This is a genomic window from Metapseudomonas resinovorans DSM 21078 (genome assembly GCF_000423545.1).
GTDB classification, from domain to species: domain Bacteria; phylum Pseudomonadota; class Gammaproteobacteria; order Pseudomonadales; family Pseudomonadaceae; genus Metapseudomonas; species Metapseudomonas resinovorans.
The window spans coordinates 72,456-92,077 of record NZ_AUIE01000016.1 but is presented as its reverse complement, the minus strand read 5'-3'; the positions used below and the strand labels follow the sequence as shown (position 1 = coordinate 92,077).

General features: G+C 61.0%; 15 protein-coding genes. 3 read left to right on the top strand and 12 right to left on the bottom strand.

Annotated elements, in window-relative coordinates:
• Window positions 1-46: 46 nt before the first annotated feature.
• Together G559_RS0114685 and G559_RS0114680 are read right to left on the bottom strand one after the other, a co-directional pair.
• On the bottom strand, window positions 47-1,663 hold the full coding sequence (locus G559_RS0114685; RefSeq protein ID WP_028628953.1) for an ATP-binding protein: 1,617 nt from the start codon (window positions 1,661-1,663) through the stop codon (window positions 47-49).
• A 39-nt stretch (window positions 1,664-1,702) separates the two neighbouring features.
• The gene (locus tag G559_RS0114680) at window positions 1,703-2,425 is read right to left on the bottom strand and encodes a response regulator (RefSeq protein ID WP_028628952.1); all 723 of its coding nucleotides are present in this window, start codon (window positions 2,423-2,425) and stop codon (window positions 1,703-1,705) included.
• Between the two features lie 711 nt (window positions 2,426-3,136).
• On the opposite strand from G559_RS0114680, the gene G559_RS0114675 reads away from it, so the two are divergent.
• Both G559_RS0114675 and G559_RS0114670 read left to right on the top strand, forming a co-directional pair.
• Window positions 3,137-6,028 (top strand): ribonucleoside-diphosphate reductase subunit alpha, encoded by a 2,892-nt coding sequence (locus G559_RS0114675; protein ID WP_028628951.1) that lies wholly within the window; start codon window positions 3,137-3,139, stop codon window positions 6,026-6,028.
• A gap of 199 nt (window positions 6,029-6,227) precedes the next feature.
• Window positions 6,228-7,475, top strand: coding sequence for a ribonucleotide-diphosphate reductase subunit beta (locus G559_RS0114670; protein ID WP_028628950.1), 1,248 nt, complete (start codon window positions 6,228-6,230; stop codon window positions 7,473-7,475).
• Window positions 7,476-8,158: 683 nt separating this feature from the next.
• On the opposite strand, the gene G559_RS0114665 is transcribed toward G559_RS0114670, so the two are convergent.
• The 3 genes from G559_RS0114665 to G559_RS0114655 all read right to left on the bottom strand — a co-directional run bounded on the left by G559_RS0114665 (window position 8,159) and on the right by G559_RS0114655 (window position 10,369).
• Window positions 8,159-8,533 carry a VOC family protein gene (locus G559_RS0114665; protein ID WP_028628949.1) on the bottom strand — a complete coding sequence of 125 codons (375 nt, stop codon included), beginning with the start codon at window positions 8,531-8,533 and terminating at the stop codon, window positions 8,159-8,161.
• Window positions 8,534-8,634: 101 nt separating this feature from the next.
• Window positions 8,635-9,429, bottom strand: a complete 795-nt coding sequence (locus G559_RS0114660) for a hypothetical protein (RefSeq protein WP_028628948.1) — start codon at window positions 9,427-9,429, stop codon at window positions 8,635-8,637.
• Window positions 9,430-9,529: 100 nt separating this feature from the next.
• Window positions 9,530-10,369, bottom strand: a complete 840-nt coding sequence (locus G559_RS0114655; RefSeq protein ID WP_028628947.1) for an oxidoreductase — start codon at window positions 10,367-10,369, stop codon at window positions 9,530-9,532.
• A 171-nt stretch (window positions 10,370-10,540) separates the two neighbouring features.
• Between G559_RS0114655 and G559_RS0114650 the strand changes: the two genes are divergently transcribed.
• On the top strand, window positions 10,541-11,560 hold the full coding sequence (locus tag G559_RS0114650; RefSeq protein ID WP_028628946.1) for an amidohydrolase family protein: 1,020 nt from the start codon (window positions 10,541-10,543) through the stop codon (window positions 11,558-11,560).
• Window positions 11,561-11,833: 273 nt separating this feature from the next.
• Here the strand turns inward: G559_RS0114650 and panC are convergent, their stop codons facing one another.
• The 7 genes from panC to G559_RS0114620 all read right to left on the bottom strand — a co-directional run bounded on the left by panC (window position 11,834) and on the right by G559_RS0114620 (window position 19,463).
• Window positions 11,834-12,670: a pantoate--beta-alanine ligase gene (panC, locus tag G559_RS29915; RefSeq protein WP_081668082.1), complete on the bottom strand. Its 837-nt coding sequence runs from the start codon at window positions 12,668-12,670 to the stop codon at window positions 11,834-11,836.
• Between the two features lie 319 nt (window positions 12,671-12,989).
• Window positions 12,990-13,853: a cache domain-containing protein gene (locus G559_RS0114645; protein WP_028628945.1), complete on the bottom strand. Its 864-nt coding sequence runs from the start codon at window positions 13,851-13,853 to the stop codon at window positions 12,990-12,992.
• A gap of 51 nt (window positions 13,854-13,904) precedes the next feature.
• A complete protein-coding gene (locus G559_RS0114640) occupies window positions 13,905-15,029 on the bottom strand; it encodes an acyl-CoA dehydrogenase family protein (protein WP_028628944.1) in 1,125 nt (374 codons plus the stop codon).
• Between the two features lie 27 nt (window positions 15,030-15,056).
• Entirely contained in the window at window positions 15,057-15,857 is an 801-nt protein-coding gene (locus G559_RS0114635) for a crotonase/enoyl-CoA hydratase family protein (RefSeq protein WP_028628943.1), read from the bottom strand.
• On the bottom strand, window positions 15,854-16,924 hold the full coding sequence (locus G559_RS0114630; protein ID WP_028628942.1) for an acyl-CoA dehydrogenase family protein: 1,071 nt from the start codon (window positions 16,922-16,924) through the stop codon (window positions 15,854-15,856). The genes G559_RS0114635 and G559_RS0114630 overlap by 4 nt, the downstream gene beginning before the upstream one ends.
• Window positions 16,925-16,926: 2 nt before the next feature.
• A complete protein-coding gene (locus G559_RS0114625; RefSeq protein ID WP_028628941.1) occupies window positions 16,927-18,075 on the bottom strand; it encodes an acyl-CoA dehydrogenase family protein in 1,149 nt (382 codons plus the stop codon).
• 80 nt (window positions 18,076-18,155) lie between these two features.
• Window positions 18,156-19,463: an amidohydrolase family protein gene (locus G559_RS0114620; protein WP_028628940.1), complete on the bottom strand. Its 1,308-nt coding sequence runs from the start codon at window positions 19,461-19,463 to the stop codon at window positions 18,156-18,158.
• Window positions 19,464-19,622 lie beyond the last annotated feature (159 nt).

Below are 19,622 nucleotides of genomic sequence, written 5' to 3'. Positions count from 1 at the left end.
TAAGCGAATGAATTCGCCCCCACAGAAAAGCAATCCCCCGACGAACCTACAGCGTTTCCGCCTCGCTCTGCCGACGCGGCCAGACCAGACTGAAACGTGCACCGCCCAGCGTTTCGCTGCGGCCGATCTGCGCGCGGCCGGCGTGCCAATAGATGATCCGCCGCACGATGGACAAGCCAAGGCCATGACCACCGGAAGCGCGGGTACGACTGTCGTCCAGGCGCATGAAGGGCTTGAAGATCTTCTCCCACTGACTCTCCGGCACACCGGGGCCGTCATCTTCGACATCGATGCGGCAGCGCTTGTGGCCGATCTGATAGTTCAACTGCACCCGTGACTCCGCATGGCGCATGGCGTTACTCACCAGGTTTTGCAGGGCGCGGTGCAGGTAGCGCGGCTCGGCCTCCACCCAGGCGCCGTCGCTGCCGACGTTCAGGCACAGACCGCGCTCGATGCGTACGGTGGCGCGCAACGGAGAAAGCTCGGCGATCACCTGGTCGAACAGCGCATCCAGGTCCACGCGCTGGAAATGCAGGGCCGGCGCCCCCTGTTCCAGGCGCGCGTAAGTCAGCATCTCGTCCACCAGCTTGTCCAGTTCCTGGATGTCGCCGTCCATGCCGTCCATGTACTTGCGCCGGGCACTCTCGCTTTCAGCGTCGGCAATCATTTCCAGGCCGAAGCGCAGTCGCGCCACCGGGGTACGCAACTCATGGGATACAGCGCGGATCAGCTCACGCTGCAGCATCAACAGCCGCTGCAACTGCTCGGCCATGCCATTGAAGGCCGCAGCCAGGCGTCCCACCGAGTCAGCCCCCTTGGCCGGTACGCGCGCGTCCAGCTTGCCCTGGGCAATGCTGGTGGCGGCACTTTCCAGCCCCATCAGCCGGTGCTCCAGCTGGCGCACCAGGAAGTAGACGGTGAGGCCGATCAGGGTCAGACCAAGGAAGCCGATCAGCACCAGCATCTGCGGTGGATAAGGGTTCATCTGGTGCAGCGGGCCCATTTCCAGTACCCAGGGCGTGTCCACCATGCCAGCGAACACGCGGATGGAGTCGCCATCCTTGCCCAGCGCCATCACGGTATCGCCCTCGTCCACTCGCCGACGTTGATCGGCGTCGAGGTCCGCCTCCCTCAGCGGGATCAGCCGCAGGTCGAAGCCGAACTGCTTGTTGTCCTTGATGGACGCCAGACGTTGCGGCTGCTCGTTCACCGGGAAGCGCACCAGCTCATCCATCAACAGGTAAACCGTGGCCCGCGCCAGCTGTTCGCTGATCTGCTCGACCTCGCCGGTCAGCATCAGCCGCTCGCTCACGCTGACCAGGCCGAACACCCGCGCGGCATGGGGCCCGGTCTCCTCCACCAGCACCTGGCCACGAATCAGCCGGTTGCGGGCGCTGTTGTCCAGCTTCGAGCCCTCCATGGGCTGCAGCTCCAGGGGTATGCCCAACAGCCGCCCCCAGAGCACCACGGCACGGCGGCGCTCCACTTCGTTCATAGGCTGGAGGTTATCGGCCATCAGGCGAAACGTGCCGCGCGCCAGACTCTCGCGGTACTGGTCGGCACGCACCTGGTTGACCTGGTGAATGGTGAAGACGCCAAGCAGCGCCACCAGCACCAAGGTGACCAGCATGCCGCCATAGATGCGCAGAAAGATCGAATTCATGGACTGTTGCCCGGAAGCTGTGGACCGTCAGCCGGTCCGTCAGAGGCCCACGGCGGCCTCTCTTACGAATAGATAGCCCTTGCTGCGTACCGTCTTGATCAGACGCGGGTGCATGGGGTCATCACCAATCTTCGGGCGGATTCGCGAAATGCGGACGTCGATGGAACGGTCCTGACCGTCGTACTCGATGCCGCGCAGGGAGTTGAAGATCTCCTCGCGGGAGAGGATGCGTCCCGAATTCACCGCCAGCAGCCACAGCAGGTCGAACTCGGCGCTGGTCAGCTCGATGCTGCGCTCGTTCAGCCAGGCTTCGCGCATGGCGTTGTCGATCACCAGCGGGCCGAACTCCAGGCGGCGCTGGTTTTCCACCACTGGCGCTTCTGCCACCGCTTCGCTGCGCCGCAACAGGGCGCGGATGCGCGCCAACAGCACACGCGGGCGCACCGGCTTGCAGACGTAGTCATCGGCGCCCAGTTCCAGGCCAAGGATCTGGTCCATGTCGTCGGTGCGGGCCGTGAGCATCAGGATCGGCCCCTCGTACTGGCCGCGCAGCTTGCGGCAAATGGACAGGCCATCCTCGCCCGGCAGCATCAGGTCCAGCACCACCAGGTCCGGGCGCTCCCTGAGAATGCGCGCCACAGCCTGGCCACCATCGGACTCGATGGCCACCTGCAGGCCGTTGCCTTCCAGGTATTCGCGCGTCAGATCGGCCAGTCGCTGATCGTCTTCGACTATGAGGATTCGCCAGGCTTCTTGCTCCACCACACACTCCCGCAGACAGCGTCAGGACCATCGAAAAAGGGCTCGCATTGTAGCAATGCCGGCTCGATAGCACAGCGCATGCCAAATGAAGGCTAAAACACAAGATATTGTGTTAGCTTGCGACACCGTCTACAGCACCGCTGCCGCCGAAAAACACACCATTTGGCGGCGACGAACGGCAGAGCCTAGAGCCACCGGGCCTTTGCCTCCGTTACTCCGCAGTCACCCACAAATCACCCACAGTTTATCCACAGGCTAGATGTAGTGGGTCGCCTTGCAATGCCCCCAATAGCGCATTATCTTGTACCCCCATCGAGCCCAGCCCCTACATATTGGGGTGAGGGCGTACCACCGGACACAACTAGAATCAAGCGCCAAAGGCTTTTTCAGAGCCTGACCACCGGTGTGTCAATTGCGGTATTTCACCCACCATCCGCCCCAGGCGAGTGGTGTCGGCCCAGGACACAAAGAACGTGACTGGGGGCCGGAAGCCGGTGCGGCGCGAACAGTGCCCACCACTAGGTATTGTGTTGTCACGGCGGTTTAACACCGTGACGTTTGACTTGTAGGGCCAGGAAGGCACTTGAGTCCTGTCCTTCTGCCTCGTAGCACCACGTTTTGCGCTCGGCACCTCGCCGTGCGTATCGCGTTGTGAAAAGGAATGAAGGCGACTCGGGCGCCCTTACATAAATACAGAACATGGAGAACCCCATGCAGACCGACACCACTCGCGAGAACCCGCAGGCCGCAGCGCCGCAGGCAGCAGATTCCAACCAGGATCTGGCCGCCACTGCGCCCGGCCAGCTGCGCGTGATCAAACGCAACGGCACTGTCGTCCCGTACACCGACGACAAGATCACCGTTGCCATCACCAAAGCGTTCCTCGCCGTGGAAGGCGGTACTGCCGCTGCTTCTTCGCGTATCCATGAAACCGTCGCGCGCCTGACCGAGCAGGTCACCGCGACCTTCAAGCGCCGCATGCCTTCCGGTGGCACCATCCACATCGAAGAAATCCAGGACCAGGTCGAACTGGCCCTGATGCGCGCCGGCGAGCAGAAAGTCGCCCGCGACTACGTGATCTACCGCGAATCCCGCGCCCAGGAGCGCTCCAAGCGCAGCGCCGCCAGCGACGTCGCCCAGCCGCACCCGAGCATTCGCATCACCCGCGCCGACGGCAGCCAGCAGCCGCTGGACATGGGCCGCCTGAACACCATCATCAGCGAAGCCTGCGAAGCCCTGGCCGAAGTCGACGGCTCGCTGATCGAGCGTGAAACCCTGAAGAACCTCTACGACGGCGTAGCCGAGAAGGACGTCAACACCGCCCTGGTGATGACTGCCCGTACCCTGGTAGAGCGCGAGCCGAACTACTCCTACGTCACCGCCCGCCTGCTGATGGACACCCTGCGCGCCGAAGCCCTGGGCTTCCTCGGCGTTGCCGAGAGCGCCACCCATCACGAGATGGCCGACCTCTACGCCAAGGCCCTGCCGGCCTACGTGGAAAAAGGCGTCGAGTTCGAGCTGCTCGATCCGCAACTGAAAACCTTCGACCTGGAAAAACTGGGCAAGGCCATCAACCACGAGCGTGACCAGCAGTTCACCTACCTCGGCCTGCAGACCCTGTACGACCGTTACTTCATCCACAAGGACGGCATCCGCTTCGAACTGCCGCAGGTCTTCTTCATGCGCGTGGCCATGGGCCTGGCCATCGAAGAGAAGCAGAAAGAAGAACGCGCCATCGAGTTCTACGACCTGCTGTCGTCCTTCGACTACATGTCGTCGACCCCGACCCTGTTCAACGCCGGCACCCTGCGTCCGCAGCTGTCCTCCTGCTACCTGACCACCGTGCCGGACGACCTGTCGGGCATCTACAACGCGATCCACGACAACGCCATGCTGTCGAAATTCGCTGGCGGCCTGGGCAACGACTGGACGCCGGTACGTGCGCTGGGCTCCTACATCAAGGGCACCAACGGCAAGTCCCAGGGCGTGGTTCCGTTCCTGAAAGTCGTGAACGACACCGCGGTAGCCGTGAACCAGGGTGGCAAGCGCAAGGGCGCCGTCTGCGCGTACCTCGAAACCTGGCACATGGACATCGAAGAGTTCATCGAGCTGCGCAAGAACACCGGTGACGACCGTCGCCGTACCCACGACATGAACACCGCGAACTGGATTCCGGACCTGTTCATGAAGCGCGTGTTCGACGATGGCCAGTGGACCCTGTTCTCGCCGTCCGAAGTGCCGGACCTGCACGACCTGACCGGCAAGGCCTTCGAAGAACGCTACGAGTACTACGAAGCCCTGACCCAGTACGGCAAGATCAAGCTGTTCAAGACCATTCAGGCCAAAGACCTGTGGCGCAAGATGCTCTCGATGCTTTTCGAGACCGGCCACCCGTGGCTGACCTTCAAAGACCCGTGCAACCTGCGCAGCCCGCAGCAGCACGTGGGCGTGGTCCACAGCTCCAACCTGTGCACCGAGATCACCCTGAACACCAACAAGGACGAGATCGCGGTCTGCAACCTGGGCTCGATCAACCTGGTCAACCACATCGTTGATGGCAAGCTGGACACCGCCAAGCTCGAGAAGACCGTCAAGACCGCAGTGCGCATGCTCGATAACGTTATCGACATCAACTACTACTCGGTCCCGCAGGCGCGCAACTCGAACCTCAAGCACCGTCCGGTTGGCCTCGGCATCATGGGCTTCCAGGACGCGCTGTACCTGCAGCACATCGCCTACGGCTCCGACGCGGCCATCGAGTTCGCCGACAAGTCCATGGAAGCGGTGAGCTACTTCGCCATCCAGGCGTCCTGCGACCTGGCCGACGAGCGTGGCGCCTACGAGACCTTCGACGGCTCCCTGTGGTCCAAGGGCATCCTGCCGCTGGACTCCCAGCAGATCCTCATCGAAGCCCGTGGCCAGAAATACATCGACGTCGACCTGACCGAGTCCCTGGACTGGGCCCCGGTTCGCGAGCGCGTCAAGAAAGGTATTCGTAACTCGAACATCATGGCCATTGCGCCGACCGCGACCATCGCCAACATCACCGGCGTATCGCAGTCCATCGAGCCGACCTACCAGAACCTCTACGTGAAATCGAACCTCTCCGGCGAATTCACTGTGATCAACCCCTACCTGGTACACGACCTCAAAGCCCGTGGCCTGTGGGACCCGGTCATGGTCAACGACCTGAAGTACTACGACGGTTCCGTGCAGCAGATCGAGCGCATCCCGCAAGACCTGAAAGACCTGTACGCCACCGCCTTCGAAGTCGAGACCAAGTGGATCGTCGACGCCGCCAGCCGCCGCCAGAAGTGGATCGATCAGGCCCAGTCCCTGAACCTCTACATCGCCGGCGCCTCCGGCAAGAAGCTGGACGTGACCTACCGCATGGCTTGGTACCGTGGCCTGAAAACCACCTACTACCTCCGCGCCCTGGCCGCCACCAGCACCGAGAAGTCGACCATCAACACCGGCAAGCTGAACGCCGTATCCGCAGGTGGCAGCGAAACCCTGCAAGCCGCTCCTGCTGCAGCGCCGGCACCGGCTCCGGTGCCCAGCGCGTGCTCCATCGATAACCCCGACTGCGAAGCGTGCCAATAAGGCATCGCACGGGGCCGCTCCCTCCCCTCTCCCTCTGGGAGAGGGGCCGGGGGTGAGGGAAAACTCATCCAGCACCGATATCCGAACAGCCACACCCACAAACCGGGTGTGCACAAGCCAGGGCAATTCACCGCCCGGCCATGAACCACCGCTTTAGCGTGCACCGTCATTCACGCATCCAGATACCAGGAGAGGAACCATGCTCAGCTGGGACGAATTCGACAAAGAAGACCCCACCGAAGCCAAGGCAGCCCCCGCTGTTGCCCAGGCCGCCGCCAAGAACATCGACAAGCTCGACGACGAAGCCGCCGGCTCCGTTGAAGACGCCCGCGCCGTATCGGCCGACGACTCCGACGCCGTCGCCCGCGCCAAGAAGGCCCTGGACGCCCTCGACATCCAGGAAGGCCTGGACGACCTCGAAGGCTCCGCCGCGCGCGTACAGGTTGGCGACAAGCAGATGATCAACGCCCGCGCCGACCTCAACCAACTCGTACCCTTCAAGTACGACTGGGCCTGGCAGAAGTATCTGGATGGTTGCGCCAACCACTGGATGCCGCAAGAAGTGAACATGAACGCCGACATTGCCCTGTGGAAGAGCAAGGACGGCCTCTCCGAAGACGAGCGCCGCATCGTGATGCGCAACCTCGGCTTCTTCTCCACCGCCGACTCCCTGGTTGCCAACAACCTGGTGCTGGCCGTGTACCGCCTGATCACCAACCCCGAATGCCGCCAGTACATCCTGCGCCAGGCCTTCGAAGAAGCGATCCACACCCACGCCTACCAGTACTGCATCGAGTCGCTGGGCATGGATGAAGGCGAGATCTTCAACATGTACCACGAGATTCCCAGCGTCGCGAAGAAAGCGTCCTGGGGCCTCAAGTACACCCGCTCGATCTCCGACCCCGAGTTCAAGACCGGCACCCCGGAGACCGACCGCCAGTTCCTGCGCAACCTGATCGCCTACTACTGCGTACTGGAAGGCATCTTCTTCTACTGCGGCTTCACCCAGATTCTCTCCATGGGCCGCCGCAACAAGATGACCGGCACCGCTGAGCAGTTCCAGTACATCCTGCGCGACGAATCCATGCACCTGAACTTCGGCATCGACGTGATCAACCAGATCAAGATCGAGAACCCGCACCTGTGGGATGCCCAGATGAAGGACGAAGCCACCCAGATGATCCTGCAGGGCACCCAGCTGGAGATCGAATACGCTCGCGACACCATGCCGCGCGGCGTACTGGGCATGAACGCCGCGATGATGGAGGACTACCTCAAATTCATCGCCAACCGCCGCCTGACCCAGATCGGCCTGAAAGAGGAATACCCGGGCGCGACCAACCCGTTCCCGTGGATGTCCGAAATCATGGACCTGAAGAAAGAAAAGAACTTCTTCGAGACGCGCGTCATTGAATACCAAACGGGTGGCGCACTGAGCTGGGATTGAGTCCGGGTCACGTAGTTTTTCAACAAACACTGAAACTTTTTCACTGAATGTTGAAACGAATGCACCGAGACGGTGCAGAGCCGCTGCCTGGGGAGGCAGCGGTGCCAGCCATCCAAGGGTGGCTTTGGTAACAGGGCAAGGCCATTAGCCCCAAAGGAACTGGGGTAGAAAGGAGTAAGAGAAAGGGCCGGTGAGCGTTGCTCACTGGCCCTTTTCTTTGGATGGAATATCCGCTATCGGCCGATTCTGTTGAAAAAATCCCTCTGCGATTTCGGCCAATCAAAGAGCCCTTGATCAGTCGGTCAATCTGTTACAACAGCTCCAAGGCCTTTTACGCGGACAGGCCGAACAAAGCCGAAGGCATGTAGAGCAGGTCGCTCTCGTCCATCGGCGGGAGAAACTCCCCACCCAGCTGCAAAATCGCCAGAACGTGGCCAGGAAAGCCTACAGGGATACCACTAGGTTTGTCGTCGAATGTCGCAGAACGGCATCCAGGGCCGGGAGATTGCAGGTTGCACCAAGCATTGGTCGATACGCTATTTGACCGACATATCCTCTTCGCATCGGTCATGTACTCAGAGGGGCGTCGGCCTGATCGACGCGCTCTCTGAAATTTCCCTTGGTGGCACCTGGATTGGCATGCACCTTGGAACAGGTCCGCCACGTGAAAGGCGGGGCCTGCCTCATTCAGCGCTCATGCAAGTAGCAACGATCTTGTGCCCATCGAGATCACGCACGTACGCCGCATAGACATTGGGGCCGAAATCACGAAGACCGGGGGCACCCGCGTCGCTGCCCCCAGCCTGCAACGCCAGCCTGTGAAACTCATCCACCGCCACCCGGCTTTTTGCCACGAAGCCGATTGTCACGCCATTACCCATGGTGGCGACGTTACCATCGGCGGGTTTCAGGACCACAAAACGCTGCCCCGCCCCGCCCCAGACGGAGGCATTGTCCTTGTTGGCCATATTCCCGTAGCCCAGCGCAGGCAGCACCGCATTGTAGAAATCGCGGGCCTTCTCCAGGTCGTTGGTGCCCAGGGTCACATGCGTAAACATGACTACAGCTCTCCAGTGATAGCGATTATTTTTTGCTCGGTAATCCCCGCGAGCGGTCAGCCTGAAGAGCGCGCAAGCGGCTTCCTGGCGGATGGCTCAGGTTATCCAGGCGGGCTGTTTCCCTGGCGTCTCCCCTCGCCATCGAGGGTGCGTACGGTTTTCGCCAGGTAAAGCGCCACTGCATTCGGTGCCCAGTTTCCAGCCGGTTCAAGCAGGCGCCGCCGCACGAAACGATAGTCCCGGAGTGGAGCCTTCAGTGCCTGCGCAATGCCACCGTCGCGCTCGGCCACTTCGGCGAAGCGTTGCTCGATGTCAGTATCCAGTGCAGTAAGCGCCTGCTCGTCGAGAATCCAGATATCGCCCCCGAAGTTCGGGAAGGAGGCCATCTGGTATGACAGCAGTATCCGTCCGATATCGTGGCTGAGCACATGCAGCCCGCTTTGCGCCTGCGCCACCTCGGGCGCAGCGTCGTAGCGTTCGGATAGCGATTTTTCCAGGTGAACATGTGCCTCTATGAGGCCCGGCAACCAGCGTGCGTAGGCGGGCCATACCGAACGCGAGTCTGCGACGCTCTGCGGCAAGTGCTTGAGGTCGGCAACCGCATCGTCGAGCCGGCGGACTTGTTCGGAGAGCGAGGCATCGTCGGCTTGCCCGGACAACTCGCGCAGCCGATTTAGGTTTTGGTTAAAGGCCTCTAGGTTCTCGGTCTCGTAGGGAATGCCGTTGAGGTTGTAGTAGAGAAGGACGTTGACCGTCGCCATCGTCGCCATCGTGCGCATCTCCTGAAGCGCCTGACGGTCCGGTGCCCCCAGCGCCTCGCCCCTGGCGCAAGCCAGCAGCATCAGTATCAGCAAGTAGTTCAGCAAACGGCTTTTATCGTTGTTGTCGCGTTTCAAGACGCCCTTCCTTCACAAACTATGTCGGCACCTACCCCGTGATCGACGACTCAAATCCTTACTCAGGCTTGAAGGCAATATCGTCGAGCTACCCTGGGCATTAGCTGAAATCCCCATCGGTCAATACCGACCAATCGCGCCACTCTTCAATCTCCCGAGCCACTGCCGCAAGCTTTCCTGTTACCACTTGCAGGGCGTCGGAACCTGCTAGATAGCGCAATGGTGGATTTTCTTCAGCAGCCAACCGAACCAGAACCGCTCCCAGCTTGGCCGGGTCGCCTTTCTGCCGATGGTTATTGGCCTCCGACGAAGCCTTGATCTTCCTGCTGAACTCGGCGTAGTCCTCCAGCCTCTTTCCGCCCAAGACAGCCGAGGTGCCGTCGAGGAAATCGGTGCGGAACGCCCCCGGCTCGACGATAGTGACGCGGATGCCGAACTGCGCCACCTCCTGCGCGAGCGCTTCGGAGAAGCCCTCCACGGCAAACTTCGCCGAGCAGTACAACGCAGCGCCGCCCATGCCAGCCATGCCGGCGATCGACGAGACATTGAAGATGTGCCCAGCCCGCTGCCGACGCATCACCGGCAAAACAGCGCGGCACACGTGGAATATTCCGAAGACGTTGGTTGCGAACTGCCGCCCGGCCGCCTCATCGTCGTTCTCCTCGAACGGCCCCAACTGACCGTAGCCGGCGTTGTTCACCACCACATCGACACGCCCGAAATGCCGCACAGCCTCCTCAACCACCGCAGCAGCTTGGCCTTCGTCAGTCACGTCTAATTGCAGCGGCAGCACACGGCCTCCGTAGGGTGCGTACAGCACCTCGAGTCGGGCGAGATTGCGTCCCGTCGCCACTACGTTGGCTCCGGCCTCCAGCGCCGCCTTGGCGATTTCTGCGCCGATGCCACGGGAAGCCCCCGTGACGAACCATGTCTTGTTCATTGTTGTTCTCCAGGTTCGGTGGACTACGCAACCTGCCGTCACCCACTTCGTACCGGCAGATTCCTGCAAATCATATGAACAAATTTTTTAATTATGTTCAAATAGTATTCACAAGAATCTGGTGCAAAAGTCGATGCCACCGCCTTGCAACCCACCCTTGAGGAGTACGCCGTGCTGATCGATATCCATGCCCACCTCGTGACGAAGGGAATGCTGAATCGCCATGAGTTCTGGGGCCCCTTCATGAAAACCACCGGCTTCACTGTCGGGCACTTCTCCCTGGGCACCAAGCAGCCGTCCAAGGCGCTGAACGACGCTGAAGCCGAGGCCAACTTGCTGGCACGTATGACCCACGAAAGCCGTCGCCGGCTGATGGCCGAGCGCGGCGTGGACAAGCTGGTGGTATCCGCGCCCTCGCATGCTTTCATGTACTGGGCCGGAGAATTCGGAACCGAGTACGCTCGCATCTGCAACGACGAGATGTCCGCCTATTGCCGCCAGGACCCACAGCACTTCGACTTCTGGTGCCATGCCAACCTGGCCGAGCCGGATGCGGCGGTGCGGGAAATTGAACGCGCCGTTACCCAACTGGGCGCCAAGGGCGTCTGCGTCGGCGGCACTAACTTCAACGGCATCGAGACCCATGACGAACGCCTGTTCCCGGTCTGGGAGAAGATCGAGCAACTGGACGTGCCAATCATGGTGCACGGCTTCAACCAGTCCATTTACTGGGGCGAAAAGCACACCGACGACAAGTTCGAGACCACGTCGATCATTGGCGACTGCGTCGACGAAACGCTGTTTTTCTGGTACCTGATCTGCGGCGGTGCGCTGGACGCATTCCCCAATCTCAAGGCTTACATCACCCATGCCGGAGGCATGGCGGTATTCCAGCTCGGCCGACTATGCGAATTGAACAACGCCATGGCGCCGGACGCGCGCAACCGAAGGCCGTTGATGGAGTACTTGCCGAACTTCTACTTTGATCTCGATGTACATGCGCCCGGCTTACGCCGCGGCGTAGTCGAAGTGGTCGGAGTGGACCGTCTGGTCTATGGGACAAACTTCGGGGGTGCCTATGCGCATGGCGATCTCACCGCGAACCTGGATCTGTCCGATGAAGACCGGGAGAAGATTCGCAGCGGCAATGCCATCCAACTGCTCAAACTTGATGTACCTGGCGCAAACTGATTCCGACCAGTAAAAGCTTCGGCCCGCGATGTCGTGGGCCACGCTTCCTTAGGCATCGAGGCGCTGAATCACCAGCTCTACTCAATCACGGTTCGGAGCGGTCTTGGGCGCTCCTTGCACAACCGCGACTCCAATCAAAATCAACCCGCCGCCATGTGGCAGACGCCTACGTCCAGGGGGTGGCAGGTAACTGCCATCCCTACAGCCACCCTTAGGTGGACGTTCGCGCAAATTCCGCGCAGAAACATAAGTTTTTGGCGTAAACGATTTCGCTCAAACCGCCATATTGTCGATCAGGCGAGTGCTACCTAGCCACGCCGCAACCATGAGGCGGGCAGGAGATAGCAGAGTATCAACTGGCTCGAGGGTAGATGCATCACGAAGGTCTAGATAGTCAATTGGAGAAAAACCAGCCTGTTCCAACCGAGTCTTGGCTGTGAGAAGAGTTTGGGAGACTGGTTCTCCCATCCTAAGTGACTCGGCCGCTGCACCTAAGACTCTGGGGATTGTCGCTGCGTTAATGCGTTGATCGGGGCTGAGATAGGCGTTGCGTGAAGAAAGCGCTAGACCATCCTCCGCGCGATCAGTTGGGCAGCCTACGACTTCAACGCCTGTGTCCAGGTCATGGGCCAAGCGTCGAACCATTGCGAGTTGCTGGAAGTCTTTTTCTCCAAAAATCGCCACATCTGGACGAACCTGGTTGAAGAGCTTAAGTACTACGGTTGCGACTCCCTCAAAATGCCCCGGTCTTGTGGCACCGTCTAAGTCGCGAGTAATGCCTGATACTAAAACGCTGGTTGAGTAACCCGCCGGGTACATCGTTTCGACATTCGGCGCCCAAACCAAGCTAACACCGGCCTCTGCAAGCAGCCTTAAATCGGTCTGTTCCTGCCGTGGGTAGTCCGCATAATCCTCATTGGGACCAAACTGACGGGGGTTCACAAAAATAGACACAACGACGTGCTCTGCTCGAATGGTGGCCGCGTTTACCAATGCCAGGTGGCCGTCATGCAATGCACCCATGGTCGGCACCAAAGCCACGCGACCACCTGTGCGACGAAGATCTGCAATTGCTGCTCTCAAGCAAGCAACAGTACGAGCGATTTGCATCTGACCGATGAGTCCTTCTGCGCTGAGTAATTGTGATGCTGATACTGCCGCAACAATATGGGATTAAAAACCATCCTGCTCTGGAGCGCACCCAACGGGCGGTTCGCGATCAATCATGAGTCTGGCCTGCTGTAATCATGAAGGGTGTGTTGACCGGACGCTTGCAATGGAACCAACGGCAAGGCGGTTGACTACAGTGCATCCCGCCCAAATCAACGCGGCAAGAATGGGAAGCGAAAGGATCATCAGAGGCTCACCCCGTCGCAATCACGCCATCAGCAAGACAGGCGCAGATTGGCCAAACGCCGCCCCTGCCCCCTTAGGTGGACGGGCCCAGATAGTACCCAACCGCAACGGCGTACTTGCCTACCTTGCGTAGCAGAGTGCTCTTCTGTTCGATGCGGCCGTTCGCGGGATTACGCCATGTGTAAGCAACCTCGCCCACCTCGTTGCTCTTCAGTATGTCCAGCATCTGCATACCAATAGGCTGCTGGTCGGCAGACTGCAGAGCGCGGAAATCAGTACCCGCGAGGCGCAAGTTGAAGCCGTGGGCACTGAACTTCTGCGTATCCAGATCAACGACAAATACATAGAGATCGTCGCGGATGAAATCAGCATCCAAGGCATTGATACGCTCGATGGTTTTCTGTGCGTCGGCAGCGATCGCCGCGGCGGCACGCCCCAGAAGGTCGACTGCCGCAGACTTACTGGAACGAGGCATGTAGTAACCCGCAGCGAATATTTGTTCGCCGACGCGCTGATAGAACACCCTCTTGCGCTCCGTCTTGCCATCGCTCCAGTTCAGCCAGCGATACTCGGCACTACGCACCTTCCCATCCTCCGGAACAGACAGGGCGTCCTTGAAGGCCCTATGTAACTCACCGTCGAGAACACTGCTGACGTTCCGCCCGACCAAAATGACCGAAGGCCCTCCGCTGGCCAACATCACCCCATTGGTATCCACGACATAGACATACATCTCACCGTCGACGAACCCGCCTTGACGACTGAAGTCAACCCACGCGGCCGGCCCTTTGATTCTGTACAAAGCAACGGCCTTGTTCAGGAGCCGAGTCGCGCGTTCAGTTTCTTGCGCATAGTCTTCGTCGATCTGCGCAAATGCGCTGGACAAGGAAGCCAGCCCAAACAGCACTAGCAAGACGTCACGGAAGATTGACCACATGTGTGTCCCCACTCTTCAACTGCGGTTCTTCGACAATGGGAGCTTGTTTGCTCAAAGGTTACGGCCAATGATCTCCTTCATGATCTCAGACGTACCTCCATAGATACGTGCGACACGAGCATCGACCCAAGCCCGACTGATCTTGTACTCGCTCATGAAGCCGTAGCCGCCGTGCAACTGGAGGAACTCGTCGAGTAACTTGCCCTGCATCTCCGAGCCGAGCAGCTTAGCCATGGCGGCGACATCCGCCGGCAGTTCGCCGCACATCACTTTGGCCAGGCAATCGTCGACGAACACTCGCAGCATGGTTGCCTGCGCCTTGGCCTCGGCCAGCTTGAAGCGGGTGTTCTGGAAGTCCAGCACCGGTTTACCGAACACCTTGCGTTCGCGGGTGTACTCAATGGTTTCCTCGAGCAGGGTATGGATCGACTGCGCAGCACGGATAGCGATGATCAGGCGCTCCCAAGCCAGCTGATGAGTCAGGTACTTAAAGCCCTGTCCCTCCTCACCCAGACGGTTGCTGGCCGGCACACGCACCTCGTCGAAGAACAGCTCAGCAGTGTCCTGACCTTTGAGGCCGATCTTCTCCAACAGACGCCCCTTGGAGAAACCCTTTCGCTCCTCTTCGATGCAGATCAGCGTCAGCTCCTTGGCCGCCGGATCGAGCTTGGTAGCGGTGACCATCAACCCGGCGTTGCCGCCATTGGTGATGAAGGTCTTCTGCCCGGAAACGATGTAATCTTCGCCATCGCGGCGCGCCAGGGTGCGCATCGAGCGCAGGTCGCTGCCAATGCCCGGCTCGCTCATGGCGATCACGCCGATCAGCTCGCCGCTGACCATGCGCGGCAGCCACTTCTGCTTCTGCTCCTCGGAGCCATAGGCGACGATGTAGGGCGCTACGATCTCCGAGTGGGTGGTGAAACCCACGGCGGTGGCATTGGCCCGCGCCAGCTCCTCGATCATCACAGCGGAGTGGCCGAAATCACCGCCGGAACCGCCATATTCCTCCGGCACAGTGGAACACAGCAGGCCAAGCTCGCCAGCCTTCAGCCAGACGTCCTTGGGCACGATGCCGTTCTTTTCCCACTCATGCAGGTGGGGCGCGATCTCACGGTCGACGAAACGTCGTGCCAGCTCGCGGAACATATTGTGGTCTTCACGGAAAACGCCACGCATTGCACTCACTCCAATTCAGTCGGTTTCTCAACGATCCAGATATTCCGGCTTGCGCTTGTCCATGAAGGCGGCGACCGCCTCCTGGTGATCTTCCGTGTGATGGGCCAGGGACTGGTAGGCGGCGGACAGCTCCAGCAGAGAATCGAGGCGCATGTGCTGGCCTTCACGCAGCAGACGTTTGCACAGGCGTAGGGCATGGCCCGGGTTGCTGGCGATACGCTGAGCCAGGGAGTGCGCTTCGGCCTGCAGGGTTTCATGTGTGCAAACCTGCTCCACCAACCCCCACTCCAGCGCCTTGGCGGCGTTGATGGTGTCACCGGTGAAAGCCATCAGGCTGGCCTTGGGGATGCCGATGACGCGCGGCAGCAGCCAGGCGCCACCATCGCCGGGAACTATGCCTAGGCGCACGAAGCTTTCGGCGAACAGCGCCGAACTGGAAGCCAGGCGGATGTCGCACATGCAGGCCAGGTCTAGGCCGGCGCCAATCGCCGGACCATTGACTGCGGCGATCACCGGGATGTCCAGCTCGTACAACGCCAATGGGATCCGCTGGATGCCGTCACGATAGGTATTGCGCAGCTCAAAGGGCGAGCCGGCGAAGATACCCTCGCGGCTACGCATGTCCTTGACGTTGCCACCGGCGCAGAAGGCGCTGCCGTTGCCGGTCAGCACCATGACCCGTGCCGAGCGGTCCCTGCGCAGTTCAGCGCAAAGGTCGACGAACTCCTGGATCTGCTCCGGTGAGGTCAGCGCATTACGGGTTTCCGGATGATTCATGCGCACAGTGACGATGCCGCCATCCCGCTCAATCTGCAGAAATGGATTCATGGCGTAGGCCCCTCGAGTTCTGGTAGAGGTTGTTTCGCATGCTCTGTGAGCAACGGCCAGTAGCCATTGCCACCACTGGCGCAGACCAGTTGGCCGATGCGTTGGCTCCACAGGCTGGCCGAGCCGAACTCGCTGCGCCAGGCCCACAGACGCCGTGACAGCAGGTGCAGCGAGTATTCCTGGGTGAAGCCTATGGCGCCGTGAACCGAATGGGCGATGCCGGCAGCGCTACTGGCCGCCTCGGCGGTGCTGACCTTGGCGACGGCGATCGTTAGAGAGGCCAGGTTTGTGTCCGACTCGACGAAAGCCGCTTCCGCAGAGATGCCGGCCGCGGCCGCCTGCTCGGCGAACACTGCAAGCTGCTGCTGGATGGCCTGAAAAGCGCCGATCGGGCGACCAAACTGAGAGCGCTCGCCGGCATAAGTGGAAGTCATCTCCAGCAGCGCCTGCGAGGCGCCGGCGATCTGCGCGGAACGCAGCAATGCACCACACAGCAGCAGGACGTCAGCCGGGACTCCCGGCGGCAAAGGCGCGCTGGCGCGCACCGGGGCCGCACTGAAGCGCAGGCCGTCCCGCGGCTCGCCAGCCACGTTCAGGCCCTCGCTCTGCTCGGCCGCCTCGGCGCGTGCAAGCAGCACCACGCAGGGCGTGCCGGCGTCATCGGCAATGGCCACCACGGCTTCGGCGTGCCGCCCCCAGGGCACGTCATGCACGGCGCCATCCACCTTGCCATCACACAGGCCGAGCTGGGCATCGGCGGCAAAGCTTAGGGCGCCGCTCTGCCCTTCGAGTCCAGCCTGACCGAGCAGCCAATTGGCCACCAGCGCCTCGCCCAAAGGGATAGGCGCGGCAAACCGCCCGACGGCGCGTACCAGCACATAGAGTTCGGCCCAACCCGCCTCGGCGCCCCCCAGGACCTCCGGTACGCCGGCCATGGTAAACCCAGACTCTTCCACGGCGGTCCACAGTTTGGCGGCCCATACGCCGTCTTCGCAGCCGAGCACGTATTCCGGCGTGGCCAGGTCGCCGAGCAGACGCTCGATGGTCGATTCGAATAGTTCTCGCATGATTATCGCAACCCCAGACCGCGCGCGATGATGCCGCGCAGGATTTCGCGGGTGCCTCCGCGCAGTGAGAAGGAGGGCGCCATCTGCATCAGATAGGCCAGGACCCGGGCATGCTCGCTGCCGCCACTCAGGCGCGGCTCGGCCTCGACCAGCAATTGAGCGACCTCGGGAATCTCCTGCTCGAACAGGTTGCCCAGGTCCTTGACGCAGGAAGCGGCCCAAGTAGGGTGCTCGCCGGCGGCCAATTGCGCGGTGACCGCCAGCGACATGTTGCGCAGGGTCACCAGCTTCGCCGTGAGGCGGCCGATTTCGCGGCGTTGAAGGGCGTCGGGGGTACTACCCAGGGTGTCGACAAGTGTTTTCAGCAACGCCATGCAGCTCAGGAAACGCTCCGGACCGCTGCGCTCGAAAGCCAATTCGGCGGTCACCTGCTCCCAGCCCTTGCCCTCGGCCCCAATCAGCGCATCGGCGGACAGCTGGACGTTGTCGAAGAACACCTCGTTGAAATGCTCGCCGCCGGCCAGGTCGCGGATCGGGCGGATGATGATCCCCGGCAGGCTGAGGTCGACGATAAACTGTGACATCCCTTCATGGCGTGCCGCCTGCTTCTCGCCGGTACGCACCAGGGCGATCATGAAATGCGAGTGCTGGGCGTTGGTGGTCCACACCTTTTGCCCATTGAGCAGCCAGCCGGCCTCGTTGCGCTGGGCCGAAGTCTTGATCGAGGCCAAGTCGGAGCCGGAGTTCGGCTCGCTCATACCGATGCAGAAGTAGCTTTCACCACGGCAGATAGGCGGCAGATAGCGGTCTTTCTGCGCTTCGCTGCCGAAGCGGTTGATCAGCGGCCCACTCTGCCGGTCGGCGATCCAGTGCGCCGACACCGGCGCACCCGCGGCAAGCAGCTCCTCGATGACCACGTAGCGCGAGAAGGGCCCGGCCTCGCTGCCGCCATACTGCTTCGGCAATGCCATGCCGACCCAGCCCCGACTACCGAGCTTGCGACTGAAGTCCGCATCGAAGCCCATCCAGGACTGCGCCCTGGAGGTCGCAGGGTACTCGGCGAGATTGTCCTTGAGGAATTCCCGTACTTCGCTGCGAAGCGACTCCGCCTCGGGAGGAATCCTGCTGTAGGTAAATTGAGCAATAGACATGCGTACTCTCGAAAACTGGCAGGCGATCGAACCTGTACGCCCTCTCCCGTCACAGCGGGAGAGAGCACGTCAGGAACCCCTCAGAGAGCGGTACCGGCGTCCGCCTTGGCGAACATCGCATTGATGTCGCCGGAGGTGACCGGCTTGCCGTCCGCACGCCCATGATCGGCGCCGCCGAGGCCGAGAGCCGGCTCGGTCTTCACATGGGCGGCCTTGGCACGCAGGGCGCCAACGGTGCAGTTCTCCCGGCCGAGGATGGCGAACGGATCGTAGGAGAACTCGCGCATGGCGTTGAGGTGGGTGACCTTGTCGATGGTTTCCTTAGGCAAGTGCTGCAGGCCGACCCAGGCGCTTTCTGGCGAGTGCGGCCAGGTGCAGTCGGAGTGCGGGTAGTCGCTTTCCCAGGTGACCATGTCTTCGTTCATGAACTTCAGGTTCTGCAGACCGAAGTTGTCTTCGATGAAGCAGGTGATGAAGTGCTTGTGGAAGATGTCGCTGGGCAGCTTGCCGCCGAAGTTCGAGTTGGTCCAGGCGTTGTGGTGGCGATGGGTGAAGTCGGCACGCTCCAGCAGGTAGGGGATCCAGCCAATGCTTCCCTCGGACAGGGCCATGCGCAGGTTGGGGAACTTCTTCCACATCGGCGCCCAGATCCAGTCGGCCGCCGAGTTAGCAATGGAGATCGGCATGGAGGTGATCCAGGCGTCAATTGGCGACAGGTCGGAGGCGTGGTTGGCCTTAACCCCGGTGCCGATGTGGCAGCAGATCACCACGTTGTTGTCGGCACAGGCCTTCCACAGCGGGTCCCAGTAATCGCTGTGGATCGACGGGAAGCCGTGCATCGCCGGGTTGTCGGACAGCGACACGGCATGCACACCCTGCTTGGCCAGGCGCTCGACTTCGGCGGCGGCGGCCTGCATGTCCCACCAGGGCACCAACATCAGCGGGATGAAACGGCCCGGCGCGGCATTGCACCAGTCATGCAGGTGCCAGTCGTTGTAGGCCTGGATCGCCGCCAGGGATACCTCACGGTCGGCATGCACCTGGAAACGCTGGCCGGCAAAGCCGGGGAAAGTCGGAAAGCACAGCGAACCGAGCACGCCATTGGCGTTCATGTCATCGACACGGTCGCTGATGTTCCAGGTGCCACGGCGCATCTGGTCGTAGCCCAGCGGCTCCATGCCGTACTCCTCCTTGGGACGGCCAACCACCGAGTTGAGGCCCATGTAACCGGTAGCCTGCTCCTCGAAAACCCATACATCACGCTCTCCGCGCTTGACGACATGCGGCTCGCGTCCCTTGAAGCGGGCAGGCATGTGGCGAGCAAAGGCATTTGGCGGCTCGATTGCGTGATCATCGACGCTGACGAGAATCAGATCTTCAACCTTCATTGTTGTTTTCCCCTTCGCTTAATGGGTTCTTGAAGTGCCTTTGATCATAGAGCACGCTAGAAAAAAACTAAACACTTTTTTTAAATATGTTCAATTAGTCGGCATTCCGATCGTCTCTCTCCTGCGCCACCAAGCTCCCCACGGAAGGCACCGCGCGAA

What these genes read in the sequence shown, in the direction of transcription:
- G559_RS0114665 (WP_028628949.1), bottom strand. Translation starts at nt 8,533, where the DNA reads ATGTTTACGCATGTGACCCTGGGCACCAACGACCTGGAGAAGGCCCGC.
- panC (WP_081668082.1), bottom strand. Translation starts at nt 12,670, where the DNA reads ATGCAAATCGCTCGTACTGTTGCTTGCTTGAGAGCAGCAATTGCAGAT.
- G559_RS0114685 (WP_028628953.1), bottom strand. Translation starts at nt 1,663, where the DNA reads ATGAATTCGATCTTTCTGCGCATCTATGGCGGCATGCTGGTCACCTTG.
- G559_RS0114670 (WP_028628950.1), top strand. Translation starts at nt 6,228, where the DNA reads ATGCTCAGCTGGGACGAATTCGACAAAGAAGACCCCACCGAAGCCAAG.
- G559_RS0114645 (WP_028628945.1), bottom strand. Translation starts at nt 13,853, where the DNA reads ATGTGGTCAATCTTCCGTGACGTCTTGCTAGTGCTGTTTGGGCTGGCT.
- G559_RS0114655 (WP_028628947.1), bottom strand. Translation starts at nt 10,369, where the DNA reads ATGAACAAGACATGGTTCGTCACGGGGGCTTCCCGTGGCATCGGCGCA.
- G559_RS0114620 (WP_028628940.1), bottom strand. Translation starts at nt 19,463, where the DNA reads ATGAAGGTTGAAGATCTGATTCTCGTCAGCGTCGATGATCACGCAATC.
- G559_RS0114625 (WP_028628941.1), bottom strand. Translation starts at nt 18,075, where the DNA reads ATGTCTATTGCTCAATTTACCTACAGCAGGATTCCTCCCGAGGCGGAG.
- G559_RS0114635 (WP_028628943.1), bottom strand. Translation starts at nt 15,857, where the DNA reads ATGAATCCATTTCTGCAGATTGAGCGGGATGGCGGCATCGTCACTGTG.
- G559_RS0114640 (WP_028628944.1), bottom strand. Translation starts at nt 15,029, where the DNA reads ATGCGTGGCGTTTTCCGTGAAGACCACAATATGTTCCGCGAGCTGGCA.
- G559_RS0114675 (WP_028628951.1), top strand. Translation starts at nt 3,137, where the DNA reads ATGCAGACCGACACCACTCGCGAGAACCCGCAGGCCGCAGCGCCGCAG.
- G559_RS0114630 (WP_028628942.1), bottom strand. Translation starts at nt 16,924, where the DNA reads ATGCGAGAACTATTCGAATCGACCATCGAGCGTCTGCTCGGCGACCTG.